The organism is Pseudomonas sp. W3I7, from assembly GCF_030816095.1.
Taxonomy (GTDB): domain Bacteria; phylum Pseudomonadota; class Gammaproteobacteria; order Pseudomonadales; family Pseudomonadaceae; genus Aquipseudomonas; species Aquipseudomonas salomonii.
The window spans coordinates 1,812,868-1,825,466 of record NZ_JAUSXP010000001.1 but is presented as its reverse complement, the minus strand read 5'-3'; the positions used below and the strand labels follow the sequence as shown (position 1 = coordinate 1,825,466).

The following is a 12,599-nucleotide window of genomic DNA, read 5'->3' as shown; positions in this document are numbered from 1 at the left end:
TTACGCGGGGTGTAGGTGAATGGCTAATCACTACAAGCGAGTACCGCCTGGATTTTCCCCGATATCCACCTCCGACTGTAAGCAAGTACGCCATCCGCCATCGCCACCGGAAAATGAATAAACCCATGGGCCGACTCCGGCAACAGGTGCGTCTCAACCTGCGCGGCCGCACCCCAGCGTTCGGCCATCTGTAGCGTGTCATCCAGCAACGGGTCCAACTCCCCCACAAACATCAACGCGGGCGGCAGCCCTGTGAAGTCGCCATACAACGGCGACAACGGCGGCTGCCGACGTTCTTCATCACTCAAGCCCGGCGTGAGCAGGCGCAGCGCCTCGACCATGCCCGGTCCGTCCAACAACAAGGTCTCGGGCCCCGCCGTGCGCACGCTCGGTGTGCCGCTCAAGTCGTATACGCCGTAGTACAACACTGCGCCGCGCACACGCTTGAGTAACTCAGGCCATTGCTTAAGCGCCAGCAGGGTTGCGGCCGCCAGATGCCCACCGGCCGACTCACCCACGACAAACACCGGCAAGTCGGCAAACTCATCACTGCCGAGCAGCCAGCGCGCGGCATTCAGGCAGTCCTCCATCAGCCCCTCAACCGGCGTGTGCACCGCCAGCCGATAGTCCACCGACACCACTGCCACGCCGCACGCCTGCACCATGCCCAGGTTCAAGTCGTCATCCATCTGCGCATTGCCGATCACCCAGCCGCCGCCGTGGATATCCAGCACCACGCCTTGGGTTTTCCCCTCGGGCCGCAGGATGCGCACGGGCACGCCTGCCACTCGGCAGGTTTGAGCCGCAGGCGCTTTCTTGACCTTTTGACTGACTCGCAACAGCGCCTGGATCAAACGCGGCGTGACGCGGTTGCGGATTTTAAAACGCGGCAGCCACGCGAGCCTTTTATTGAACTGGCGCATCTGCGCCAACTCAGCCTCGCTCGCGGGCCAGAGTTTGTGAGCCATCAGCGGTTATTACGCAAGATCGAGAAATTCAACGCCGCCGCCACACTCAGCCACGCCAGGTACGGGAACAGGATCAAGCCGGTGATCAAGTCCAGCCGCAACGCCATCACCACCAATGCCGCCACCACCAGCCACAGCAGCACGATCACCACCATCCCGGCGAAGAGGTTGTGAGCCCCAAAAAATACCGGCGTCCACAGCGTATTCAGCGCAATCTGCGCCGCCCACAGGCCCAAGGCCAATTGGCTGCCGGGAATCATCGTGAGGCGATAGCCCGCCCAGGCAAGCAGCAGGTAGATGACCGTCCAGGCTACCGGAAACAACCAATTGGGTGGGGTGAAGCTGGGTTTGACCAGGGTTTCGTACCACTGGCCAGGCTTGAAAATGATGCCGGTGCTGGCGGCCGCGCCGCAGGCGATGAGGAAAATCAGAAAGATCATGGGCTATCCACTCTCAGGGTTCATTTCAACATAGGACGCGTCAGCAACCGGTAAAAGTTCACAAATCATCCGGCGAAACGATCGTGAGCCAAGGCCAGCGCGCCTGATAACTGCGGGCCTTGGCGGCAAACAACTCAGGCTCGCGGTGCAGCGGGTTAATCCGCAACACGCCCTGCTCCACATCCGCCAACCCATAGGGCGCATACACCTCGCCCGTGTCGATCTCCAGCCCGATGCAGGTGCCGGCCACCAGGTAACGGTCCACGCCTTGTTTAGCCGAGTGCAACTGTGGATAAGGCCGACCAAAGCGCTCGCCGTACCAAAGATGCACCCGCGCCTGGTTCCTGACCTCGACATTGACCCCCAAATCCTCAAACAACCGTTCGGCGGCGCGGATCACTTTGTCCTCCGCTTCGTAGGACAGATCCGTGTCGAAGTAAAAGACGTCGTAGTCCTTTACGTTATGAGCCGCAGGCAAGTTTGACTGATGGTTCCAGACGGCCTGGAACAGGCAACCTGCCGTGAGCATGCACTGCGCCACACCAAGGTCGGGCAGGCGCGCGGTGATTTCGGCGTTGATGGGGTTGGCCATGGCCAGGTCGAGCAGGGTTTTGACGGTCAATGTCATGGTGGGCATTCCTTATGTATTCAGCGCGGTTCAAGCCACCGACCCTACACGACGGCGGGGAGGGTTTCGTGACAGCCATGTTTCTATACACTTTGCCCGCCCGCTATCAATCGTCAAGGATAAAACGATGCGAATCAGAGAAATGGCCCTCATCACCGCCGCCGCTTTGCTGCTCACCGCCTGCAGCGACAGCCCGTCGGACGTCGACATTCAAGCCGCGCTGCAACCCAAGCTCGAAGGCGCGTCCTGCGTCAGGGCGGCGATGTTCAACCGCTTCCCGGTGACCCTGAGTGACAGCGTCATGACCGGCACCTCCAGCGCCAACCAGCCGGCCTTCGATGCGCTGACCGACGCCGGCCTGCTGGCCAAAAGCGACAACACCTACAGCCTCACCGACAACGGCCGCGCCGCCTACGTGCAGCAAGAGTCCGGGTTCTGCTACGCCCAGGGCTATGAAATCGCCAAGATCCAGAACATCGCCGCCAACTCCAACCCGATGGGCGCCGCCGTGGATAAATCCTGGGTGGTGACCGTGGACATTCGGCAGAAAACCATCGCCGACTGGGCCAACACCCCGGCGATTGAAAAACTGGCGCGCAACCCGGAAAACCTCTCCGAAGTGCCCAAGACCTATACCGTGGTGGTGGGCCGCTTGAAGGGTGAGCAAACGCTGAAGCTGATCGACCCACGGTTTTCGATCATGCGTGGGGTTGGGGTGAACCAGGCGTTCTAAGTGGTGAGCCGTATTGTCGTGGAAAGCGGGTTCGTTGTGGCGAGCTGGCTTGTTGTGGCGAGCAGGCTTGCCCTGCGCTGGAGTGCGCAGCACTCCCAACCCAGCCACCGCAGTCCAAAAGTGAAACCCAGTCGCCGCTTTTGGGGCCGCTTCGCAGCCCAACGCAGGGCAAGCCTGCTCGCCACAAGGGAGTTTCCTAACCACAGGGAATTGTGAACAGGCCCGCAGCACCTTGCTCCATTGCCTACGCGTGCGTCAGAATCCGCCGGCTTGTGCGCTGAGGTGGCCGTCTCTAAGGTGGCTCGGTCGCTGAATGTTCAGTGATCGGGTTTAGTAGCCTGAGTTGGGTATTGAAAAGTGCATAAGCTTCATCAATCAGACATTGCGTCTGTGCTTGATGGTGGCTGTGCGTAGGGCGTCCTCGGGCGCGCCGGCTTTGATATCCACCGGTCTACTAACCTGCGCACAGCTGCCACCTTTTCGTTTAGTAGCGAAAAGATGGCGGCCAAAACCAGGATATCGTTATGACTCAAGCAAAAACTGACTCAACCACCCTCTTCACCGTCGTCCCCGACGCCAACACCGAAACCCTCATCACCAACAGCTACGAAACCTTCACCAGCGTCAGCACACTGCTGCTCGACCTGTCCGAAGACCTGTGCGGCAAACATCGCGACATCGCCCTGGCCATCCACCAATTGAGCGAACTGGGCGTGCTGCTCACGGCCAAATTGCTCGACCGTGAAGCACCCTGCCCTGGCTGATAAACGGCCCACGGCAGCGCCGCTGATGGCGCTGCCTTCAATTAACCCCAGGGAACGAATCAACGTACTGAATGGTGAAGTCAGGAAAGGCGTCAACAATCTGGATCTTGTAGTCGGGGAAGCTCTCGACTGTTTTCCACTTGCCGGCCGAATCGGGAAAACTGCTCACCTGTTTTACCTTAAGGTCAGGGAAACTGTTGACTACCTTGACCTTATAGTCCGGGAAGCTACTGACGAACTTGATATTGCCGTAAATCTTCGACACATCAACAGTCGTATCCGCTTGAGCGCCGAAGGCACACGCCAGCAGCAGTGACGCGAGAGCAACTTTGAACATGACAGCCTCATCCTGAGTAGTAAAAGGCGCCCAGTCTAACGCCCTGTGCGCACAACGTCCTGCATTGCCGGGTGCTTAACCCTTCAACTCACCCGCGCGGTTACTCGCCGCATCGTCGTAAGCCACATACAAGGATTCGGCGATCTGGCTTTTGATGGCTTTGGCGGATTCCAGTCCCAAGACAAAACCTTCAGCTTTGCCGCCAGCGCGGTTGAGTTCCTCGTGGGTGGAGGCGCCGGTGATGGCGTCAAGAAGCTTGATGGCGTGAGGGCCGACGCCTTTGGGGAGGGAGATTTGGTCGATGGACATGGCGATACCTTGAGAAAAAATGATCGGGAGCGCATGGACCACTGCCGGGGGCTGCCATGGTAGACCGGTTAGCGGGGAAAGGGGCTGCTTTCGGCCAATAGCTGCCTGTCACAAAATACCGCTGCTGGCTAGGTGTTATCAATCGATGGAATCAGTCCCGAACGAGACCTTGAGATCTATAGTAAGTAGCATACAGCCCACAAATGGCGCCTCCCCAACCCCAAACACACGGCAGCGGCGAATTGACATGGTAAGAGCAAAAAAAGAAAAACCAGTTCTTGACACAACCAGGATTAGCCTCGAAGAGTGGCTTTCCATGGTTTTTACTTACAAAGAAAAGAGAAAATATAGATTCATAGATTTTCGCTTTCCAACAGACTCCCATGCAGCCGAATATCTTGCCTCCGCTGAGTTAAGATCGGAGCTTGAAACTAAGCACCTAATACGCTCATTCTTGATCCCCCCTGGGGTGCAGGGACATGATCATCAATTTTTTCACTATTGGGTAGATAATGGTGATCTTCTCCAGATGATTGATAAAAACGAGTATGCTCGTCGTCTTTTCAGAAATGAAGGTTGGGAAGGTTTGACTTGGATATTAGATCTTCTTCCCGATTGGCCTCAACACGCTATTGACGCATTGGACGCTTTCATACGGGCGCATACACTCTACCTCTCCGATGACCGTATATGGGGCCTGAGTGATGCAATTTCGATAATTCGCCACAAATATCTACTTTCATCTAATCCTCGCGACATACTAAATGATGTTTCTTCAAGGGATTTTGAATTTCTCATCGCCGCCTTGTTTAGAAAGCAGAAATATCACGCAAAAGTTACAAAACAGTCACGGGATGGAGGGGCTGACATAATATGCAGTTCGCTCGATGCTCCCATAAAACAAAGGTTATTGATTGAGTGCAAGCACCACACTGGCACAATCGGCGTTGAGGTAATTCGTAAGCTGGCAGGAGTTGTGAGCGAAACCGGAGCCACGAGCGGCTGGGTTGTAACCTCTAGCAAATTTAGCTCACCAGCGGTGGAGTTTGCTAGTACTACAGGGAGGATTCAGCTCCTAGATTACAAGGCATTGAACCTTAAATTTAACGAGTATTTTGGTGCAAGATGGAGTGAGCGCTTACCATCTCTAATTAGCGCGGAGCAGCGAAATCAAGCCAAGCATGCCGCTAAAGTAAGTTGAAAGCGGTTGGCACGTGATCGGGTAGCTTGCGGCCAGAAGCAGACAGTCAGCCCTACGCTTGCTGTAGGCCATTAGCGAATGGTAGAAATCAGTGCAGATAGCTATTGCTCTGAATGCACGCAGAATCGCATTCACACGGAGCTACACTTTGGGTCCGTATAAATTATCGAGTTGATCGACCGCTCCCGCTCCGACGCTGTATCGATTGAGAATACCAAGAAATTTCGAAAGTGGTGCGTTAAAAAGGCAAGGCAGGTAAGTGCCTTTTTTTAAAATTTGTATATGGCTGAAAGTTTAAGAATTTTAATGAGGAAAATGGCAGTCGGGGTTGTCATGCCATTCTCAATGTTTCAGCAGGGCAACGGTTAGTGAAGACTATAAACCCTATAATTATCCTGCCCAGTATCACTGCTATCATAATTGACTTGACTTAGTTTTTTGAGATGGCTTTCATGCAATAAATCCCTCAAGCTCTGCCCTACGCGAACCTCATTCACCTCACAAGACTCTTGAATTTTAACCGCGAAATTCAGCGCATCACTGATAAAGTCGGTTTGTGACTTCCCTGTCGCTTGTACACTGAAAGTTTTCGCTCTAGCGAGCCCGAATTCAATTCCAACCCTCATTGATAATTCGGTGAGGCCATTAGCGTTTATGGCTGGATTTATGCAATTCACCAAGTGATAAATTAGAGCCTTGCCCAAAGCAATAGCAGTATCAGCCTGAGCAGTAAAGGCGGGATAATCTATATAGGCAATAAAGCCATCTCCGGTGAATTTCAAAACCGTTCCATTGTATAGTCCAACCAAGGTGGCTAGCTCTTGAATAAATACTTCATGGCTTTTGTCAAAACTCTCAGGATTTAGCTTTCGAAGTAGTGTGGATTTGCAAATATCCACAGACAGAAACGCTACGTATTTTTCTTTGGTGAACTCTTGAAGATCCACGTGAGTTTTGGCTTCTTCAGGTGGAGCCTCGTAAATTCCGTTAGTAAGCTGTTTCGTAACAGAGGCCAAGCGAGTCCTGCTATAGGGCGGTAGGCTTTTGATCGCAGGGCTCAGCGAGTGCATTGACATCTCACCAAATCTGGAGCTCATTTGCTCTAGAGCACTACACATCATCGATTCAGGAATAAATGTTGATGTGTATAAATCCAGATATCCTGACTCTCCGTTTATTTTGATAACCTTATACCTGTCAGCGTTCGGTTCTATTCTAATTTGAATCCGTCGATTATCCTCATCAACTAAAAGCGGCGTGATCGAGAAGTCAATTCTGCCCAAAATATCCATGTTCACTCTATAAATACGCCAATTGTTTGCCGATAGATCACAACTCCTTTTCCGTCTTTAACTTCGCACTCCATCGTGTGCAATCCGCGATATTCCGTTCCTTCGTCAAACTCGAATTTATCGGCAGGCTGAAAAGCTGAGACACCTGCTTCCCGCATCAACACAATCTGGTGCTCGCCCCGAGAAAAAACTCCAGCGCTCTGCTTGACCTTTGCCTCTTGACCATAGTTTTTCTTGGTAAATTTAGCCGTCAAAGGAAGGACTTGGTTGTCGGCCAACCCTTTCGATGCGGTTAAGCTGAAAACCAGTTTTTTGAATTTTGGAAGAACCCTTGAAACCGACTGATACTCAACGCGCCCACTTTCTTCAACTGTGAAACATTTGAACCATATATACGGATTTCCAATGCATCTTGAGCCATTGAAAGTTTGCTTTTCCGCAGGTGGAAACGGTAAAAGATCACGATAAACTGCGTGATTTAGCTCGCGAACCTTATACTTGATTTGATTGCCCGCCCCATCTATATATATTCGATCTAAATGCCCTACGGTTATAGGATTACCATCTCGCATACGTACTTTTACGCATAGAAAATCGTCATGCAAGTCGATTTTTGAGATAATGCTATCACCAAGCATTGCCTGGTTCTTTTTTGCCATTGCTTGAAGTTTTGCTGCAACATCCACATAAAATGATGTGGCCGTAACTTCATTGACTTCGTTAAAGCCATAGGAGGCCCACAATACTTTTTCCTTTGGGCCATAATCCAGACCAATACGAAAGCCCAAGTCACTGCCTTTTATACCGTCATCTTCAAGTACCGGCAGAATTGTACCCACCATAAGGCTTTCGAGTAATGCAGCACAATTTAAAGCATTGACCACGCTATCATCTTCAGAGTCATGCCGATTGCCGAAGTATGCCAAGACAGCATCACCCATGAAGCGATGTACGTAACCATCCAAACAGCGAATGACCTCTGAGGCCGCCTTCAGTATTGAATTTTTAATGTCCGCAACAGTTTCTAGCGGATAGAGAAAAGATAGTCTTGTGGAGTTTTTAATGTCAATAAATAACGAGCATATATGATGGTACTCTTTTGTGTTAGTGCCCCGCAGATACAAAAAATCAGGATGACATCCAATAGGCGCTGCATTTATGTTACTTTTTCCAAATAGCGGTCGATATTGCCGCTGCAGATCATGCTCTTCATCAAGCTCCGCTGTTAGCGCTTCGGCAGAGTAGTAACCTTTTAAAAGATCATTAGAGTCTTCAGCTATGGTGCGATAGCTTTTAGGCTTGGTCCGAACATTATCAAGAATAGAGCGAAAAGCTTTTTTTGAATCCGTACTCATTCCCTGCTCCTTGTCAAAATTTAGCAAAAATTTTCACAAGCATGAAAATTCCGATTGGCAAAACACTTCCAAAACAGACCATAAAGATTAAAGTCTGAAGATCATTGAACTTTCGATCAGCAATACCGGAAAGCGTGTGAATTTGCGTGGAGAGATCCTTTAAAGTTTCCTCGGCTTCTAACCCAGTGAAGCGGACGACATATTGATCTAGCTTCTGTGATGCGACGTCTCCGAAGAAAATCATCGATTTACCACGATGCTCTTTATCCGAACTATGTGTTGCGGGAAATGTGATTTTCAAGGCTAGTATGAGACATGCCACCGTGAGTGCGATGCCTATCGTCATAAAGATGCCTGCTATCGCATTGACGGTAGGATTAGTGATTTCTTCTAGCAGCTTACTGGAATTGACTGCCAGCCAACCTAGTACAGCAGCACAGTACGACATAACAATCGCACATTTAGCGTTTGTAGACGCGATATGCGAGTCAATCCTTTTCATGATCTCAAGCTGAGTCTTTATCTTATCTTGAGTGGTAAAAGTCATTATCGTCCCTGTCTGTCATCAACCCATTTGATAGCCTTATGCTATCCCAGTGGAGTGTTTTCAGATACCCAAGTTTCAACAACGATTGACGCGCAGCATGCTTTCCCATGGAAAGGGCTAGGAACGCCACCCGCCTTTGGTAAATGCGGCTCGATCAGCGCGAAACGGTTTCGACGGGTTTACTTAGGCTTGCTGGCGCTCAATATCGGAAAGCTAATCTGGCTAATAGGCTGAGCTTTGATGAGGGGCAGAGCGGGGGCTATATCAGTATGTGAACGACTGCTTCTGGCCGAAAACTGCCCTTCCCAACAACCATCTACCGAACAAACGCAGACACACACATCATTCCCCAACCCGCCCCACCAACACCCCAAACAACTCCCCCCGCGGCATCTCACTCAGCGCAATCCCCGCATTCTCAAACCACGCCTTCCCCGCCTCCGGATGCGGCCCGCTCAGCACCACCACACCTTTCTCATACCGATACCGCGCCGCCGCCACATCGCCATTGCGATAAGTCGCAATCACCGTATACGGCGCGTGCCCATCAACTTTGGGGAAATACGGCCCGTCCTGATAGAACACGCTGTCTGGCTTGCCATCCCACACCACTCGCACCGCCGCGTCTTCAATCCCGCGTACTTCAAACCCTGGTCGCCCGGCTTCGGAATCGAGGTCTTGGGGTATCAACCCGAAGTTGCTGTTATCGGCAAGATAAGCGCCCATGCACAGCCCCAGGTAGCGCCCGCCCTTGGCCACGTAGTCGCGAATGGCGTCCACGCGTGCATCACCGAAGCTGTCGAGCGCAGCGGGAATATCCTGCCCGCCGCCCGGCTGAACATAGAGGTCGTAGCGCGCAAGGTTTTGCGGGGTGATGTCGATGGCTTCATCCGCGCCCACAAAGTCGATCTGGTAGTTGGGGCTGAGCCGCAGCAAGGCGTTTTTGACGTTCTCGGAACAGTCATCACAGCCCGCCGGGCCGCGGTAGATGGCGACGTGGGTGATGGCCGTTGTGGCCTGTGCCCAGGGTGATTGCAGGGTGGCGAGTGCAAAAAATGCGGCAGCGATGGCGGGCAATTTCATGGTTGAGGGCTCGGCGAACAGGGGTTAGGACTGTTCAAAGCCTATATCGAACGCGTCTTTGAATTCGTTAACAGTTGTAAATCAGCTACTGTCGCCTGAAACCACATTCGCCAAGAGGGCCTGTAATGGAGCTGAAATTCAGCCACGTCGACGTACTGGTCGAGAACCTTGAAGAAACCTGCGCTTATTACGCCAAAATCCTCAAGGCCAAAATCTCCAGCACTCAAGTCTGGAATCGCGGCGGCTTTCATGTGCGGTATGCGGTGGTGCTGATGGGCCAGGAGCGTTTTATGCTGGTGCAGCCGTTGGCGGGCAACTTGCGCGAGCTGTTGGACGCGCACGGTGAGGGCATGATTTATCGGCATTGCTACACCACACCGGATATCGAGGTGGCCTATGCCGAGTTGATGGCCGAGGGTGTGCAACCACAGGATGAAAACGGCCGGCCGTTAAGCCTGGCGGATCTGCAGTCGCCGTCTGGCACGCGCATCATTTGGTTGCCCAAGCGTTTTGGGCATTTCTCTATCGAGATTCTGGAGGAGAAAGGCTTGGAGGCGTTTATGGTCGCCGCGTTTGCTTGATCGGCGTTGCATTGGCTGCCTACATAAGAATTACTGTAGGCCGCGCTCGACTCCGAGATAAACCGCCATGTTCGAATTCACCGCCCTCATCACCTACATCGCCGTGGTGCTCGGCCTTTTCCTGATCCCCGGCCTTTCCCTATTGCTGGTGCTCACCCGCACAATTCAAGGCGGGCGCGAGGTGCCGGCGATTTGATTCACAGTGAAATGGGCCGGCGCGGCGTATCTAATCTACCTGGGCGTGCGGGCGTTCATGGCGAAGGCCGACACGCATGCGCGACTGGTGTTGCCTGCGGTGACGCCGCGCCAGGCGTTTTTCCAGGCGGTTGGGGCTGAGGTGTTGAACCCGAAAACCGCGATCTTTTTCCTGGCGTTCCTGCCGGAAGGCAAGATCATCGGCACGCTGTTTATGGGGTTGGGGCTGAAAGTGGCGTCTCAGCAACGGTAAGCACGCTGGAACTGCAGACCCGCCTAATTAACACTCGGCCTATTAAGCTGGAATCAAGTCATCCGACAAATACTCCTCGACGCAGAAGGAGCCCGCCCCCACACTGCCTACAAAAGCGAGCGCGTCGCGCGCCACGTCATAATAGTAGATATCGATATTAATAAGAAAAGGTGCATTGTCGAATCGTTTGAAAAGCCAATCTGCAAGAGGCTTATCTGTCAGCACATGAACTCGCGACTCTTGCCCTGGCCACAGTGAGAGCCATAACAGCTCCGCGCACGCTCGGTCACGCGAGCCTGTATTGGGACTACCGCGGGACGTTTTATAAGTACTCGTGCTCACCCCGCCAATCACGACCCCTTCGAAAAATATATCAAACTCATGCACGGGGCCTTTAGTACCGACGACAAGTTTTTTGGATTCAGCGCGACATGAGAACGCCCTTGAGCATGCCAGCCGTGCTTGATTTTCTACATTGAGCCTTTCGCGCTTAGTCATCGCAACCTGTTCATTTTTATTGTTGGTATTGGAAATCATCATACTCCTTACTGTTCACTGACCAGCGGTCTGTTGCAACAGATAAATATAATCAAGTAACAAAAACACGACGACTACGCTTGCCAACGTATAAACCAGCATTTTAAGTCGGTCTGACCATCTCAACGCAGACCAATGTTGCTTGCGATATGCTTGTAGGGCCGGACGTGTCAGTACATCGTACGCAAAAGTCTCTGCGTCCTCTCCGAAACAGCGATCAAATTTGGCAATATTTGAAATTTCGTATGGTTCAAGAATACTCTTATCAGCCTTGCGTATTAAGAGATATTCCTTTGCCTCCCTCGGAGAAAAGTACAAGAACTTTTCATTAGTGTCCTTCAGATACTTGTAAACTATTTGTGACATCAACACTTGCTCAGCATCCAAACTCCGAGAAAAAACACCAAATGCTTTTTTCCGCCCAATCATGACAAATGAAACAATCATCACCGCATCCTTGATCAGCGGTGGAATTTTAAACGGCAACCAATAAGTGAAAAAATCAAATATCGGATATAACAGTTCACGCCAATACTCCGACACAGCATGCAATAAGGACAACGAGCCTGATATGACGTTCTCAAAGCCTATGAGTTGAGCTTTCTCAACTAGATATCGCCCAAACTTCGCCCATAACGCCAAATTATCCAGAATCCCTATTATTCCTATCACTCCTGATAGGGTTAAAATCGCACTTCCCCAGACCAGCAGCCTTGCCAAAAAAAACCTGAACGTAGAAATTTTTTTCTGCTCAATCTTGACTTTCATACTCTATTATTAATTCCTTTTTCCAACGTCTCTTATACCACTGTGATCACGGTAGTGGCCGCTCTCGCAAACCTATCCTTTGCTCACCTGGCTCAACAGCAATCTCATAATGCTATCACTGTATCATCCAGTTTCGACTTGCGAATTCAGGCGGCGTATAAAAACCTCTGAAACCCTGAATATTTTCGCATCCGACGCCACCAAGAGTTGCCTTATGCCCCCAACCAAACGCGACACCGCCCGCCTCGAACGCCGCCTGGTCGCCACCCTCACCGACGCCTGCGAAACCGCCAAAACCGAAATCCCGGGCTTCGAGTGGCTGACTCACACGGTTGATTACGCCGCGTTCCCGCAAAGCCTGCGGGTGATTTGGGTGTTCGATACGCGGGCCAATAAGGAGCTGGCCCTGGCAAACGGGGCGGACCACCGTATGCGCGAATTGACGGCTGCGGCGTTGCACGACGCCGAGGTGGCCTCGGTGAAAATCGAGCGCTGTGTGCGCTTTGATTGCGAAGAAGCGTGCAACCTCCAGCATGGCGGCGACTGGCGGGCGCGACTGGCCTGAGACTGCGGCGATGCAGGTGTTTCGGTTCGGCAGGTCGCCCGTG

18 protein-coding genes are annotated in these 12,599 nt (G+C 52.1%); 7 read left to right on the top strand and 11 right to left on the bottom strand.

Going from position 1 to position 12,599, the window contains the following annotated elements:
* Positions 1-23: 23 nt before the first annotated feature.
* Genes QF043_RS08605 through QF043_RS08595 form a run of 3 tightly spaced genes read right to left on the bottom strand, consistent with a single transcriptional unit; the run spans position 24 to position 2,036 of the window.
* Positions 24-968 (bottom strand): alpha/beta hydrolase, encoded by a 945-nt coding sequence (locus QF043_RS08605; RefSeq protein ID WP_307418178.1) that lies wholly within the window; start codon positions 966-968, stop codon positions 24-26.
* Positions 968-1,408 (bottom strand): TspO/MBR family protein, encoded by a 441-nt coding sequence (locus QF043_RS08600; RefSeq protein ID WP_058422481.1) that lies wholly within the window; start codon positions 1,406-1,408, stop codon positions 968-970. The genes QF043_RS08605 and QF043_RS08600 overlap by 1 nt, the downstream gene beginning before the upstream one ends.
* 58 nt (positions 1,409-1,466) lie before the next feature.
* On the bottom strand, positions 1,467-2,036 hold the full coding sequence (locus QF043_RS08595; protein WP_307418177.1) for a nucleotidyltransferase family protein: 570 nt from the start codon (positions 2,034-2,036) through the stop codon (positions 1,467-1,469).
* A gap of 127 nt (positions 2,037-2,163) precedes the next feature.
* On the opposite strand from QF043_RS08595, the gene QF043_RS08590 reads away from it, so the two are divergent.
* Positions 2,164-2,769, top strand: coding sequence for a hypothetical protein (locus tag QF043_RS08590; protein ID WP_307418176.1), 606 nt, complete (start codon positions 2,164-2,166; stop codon positions 2,767-2,769).
* A gap of 524 nt (positions 2,770-3,293) precedes the next feature.
* Positions 3,294-3,533 carry a DUF6124 family protein gene (locus QF043_RS08585; RefSeq protein WP_058422484.1) on the top strand — a complete coding sequence of 80 codons (240 nt, stop codon included), beginning with the start codon at positions 3,294-3,296 and terminating at the stop codon, positions 3,531-3,533.
* Between the two features lie 37 nt (positions 3,534-3,570).
* Here QF043_RS08585 and QF043_RS08580 read toward each other — a convergent pair whose 3' ends face one another.
* The gene (locus tag QF043_RS08580) at positions 3,571-3,870 is read right to left on the bottom strand and encodes a hypothetical protein (protein WP_307418175.1); all 300 of its coding nucleotides are present in this window, start codon (positions 3,868-3,870) and stop codon (positions 3,571-3,573) included.
* 75 nt (positions 3,871-3,945) lie between these two features.
* Complete coding sequence (locus tag QF043_RS08575) at positions 3,946-4,179, bottom strand: hypothetical protein (protein ID WP_307418174.1); 234 nt, start codon at positions 4,177-4,179, stop codon at positions 3,946-3,948.
* A 247-nt stretch (positions 4,180-4,426) separates the two neighbouring features.
* Between QF043_RS08575 and QF043_RS08570 the strand changes: the two genes are divergently transcribed.
* Positions 4,427-5,380, top strand: coding sequence for a restriction endonuclease (locus QF043_RS08570; RefSeq protein WP_307418173.1), 954 nt, complete (start codon positions 4,427-4,429; stop codon positions 5,378-5,380).
* A gap of 365 nt (positions 5,381-5,745) precedes the next feature.
* Here the strand turns inward: QF043_RS08570 and QF043_RS08565 are convergent, their stop codons facing one another.
* From QF043_RS08565 to QF043_RS08550, 4 genes are all read right to left on the bottom strand, one after another.
* Positions 5,746-6,672, bottom strand: a complete 927-nt coding sequence (locus QF043_RS08565; protein WP_179609150.1) for an adenylate/guanylate cyclase domain-containing protein — start codon at positions 6,670-6,672, stop codon at positions 5,746-5,748.
* 2 nt (positions 6,673-6,674) lie between these two features.
* Positions 6,675-8,027, bottom strand: a complete 1,353-nt coding sequence (locus QF043_RS08560) for an adenylate/guanylate cyclase domain-containing protein (protein ID WP_307418172.1) — start codon at positions 8,025-8,027, stop codon at positions 6,675-6,677.
* 13 nt (positions 8,028-8,040) lie between these two features.
* Positions 8,041-8,574, bottom strand: a complete 534-nt coding sequence (locus tag QF043_RS08555; RefSeq protein WP_307418171.1) for a Pycsar system effector family protein — start codon at positions 8,572-8,574, stop codon at positions 8,041-8,043.
* A gap of 342 nt (positions 8,575-8,916) precedes the next feature.
* Entirely contained in the window at positions 8,917-9,657 is a 741-nt protein-coding gene (locus QF043_RS08550; RefSeq protein ID WP_307418169.1) for a BPL-N domain-containing protein, read from the bottom strand.
* A 125-nt stretch (positions 9,658-9,782) separates the two neighbouring features.
* On the opposite strand from QF043_RS08550, the gene QF043_RS08545 reads away from it, so the two are divergent.
* The 3 genes from QF043_RS08545 to QF043_RS08535 all read left to right on the top strand — a co-directional run bounded on the left by QF043_RS08545 (position 9,783) and on the right by QF043_RS08535 (position 10,686).
* The gene (locus QF043_RS08545) at positions 9,783-10,238 is read left to right on the top strand and encodes a VOC family protein (protein WP_307418167.1); all 456 of its coding nucleotides are present in this window, start codon (positions 9,783-9,785) and stop codon (positions 10,236-10,238) included.
* Between the two features lie 67 nt (positions 10,239-10,305).
* Entirely contained in the window at positions 10,306-10,434 is a 129-nt protein-coding gene (locus tag QF043_RS08540) for a hypothetical protein (RefSeq protein WP_307418165.1), read from the top strand.
* A gap of 6 nt (positions 10,435-10,440) precedes the next feature.
* Positions 10,441-10,686, top strand: a complete 246-nt coding sequence (locus QF043_RS08535; RefSeq protein ID WP_307418164.1) for a LysE family translocator — start codon at positions 10,441-10,443, stop codon at positions 10,684-10,686.
* Between the two features lie 42 nt (positions 10,687-10,728).
* Here QF043_RS08535 and QF043_RS08530 read toward each other — a convergent pair whose 3' ends face one another.
* Both QF043_RS08530 and QF043_RS08525 read right to left on the bottom strand, forming a co-directional pair.
* The gene (locus QF043_RS08530) at positions 10,729-11,223 is read right to left on the bottom strand and encodes a hypothetical protein (protein WP_307418163.1); all 495 of its coding nucleotides are present in this window, start codon (positions 11,221-11,223) and stop codon (positions 10,729-10,731) included.
* A 15-nt stretch (positions 11,224-11,238) separates the two neighbouring features.
* A complete protein-coding gene (locus QF043_RS08525; RefSeq protein WP_307418162.1) occupies positions 11,239-11,991 on the bottom strand; it encodes a hypothetical protein in 753 nt (250 codons plus the stop codon).
* A gap of 214 nt (positions 11,992-12,205) precedes the next feature.
* On the opposite strand from QF043_RS08525, the gene QF043_RS08520 reads away from it, so the two are divergent.
* Positions 12,206-12,556 carry a hypothetical protein gene (locus tag QF043_RS08520; protein WP_307418161.1) on the top strand — a complete coding sequence of 117 codons (351 nt, stop codon included), beginning with the start codon at positions 12,206-12,208 and terminating at the stop codon, positions 12,554-12,556.
* Positions 12,557-12,599 lie beyond the last annotated feature (43 nt).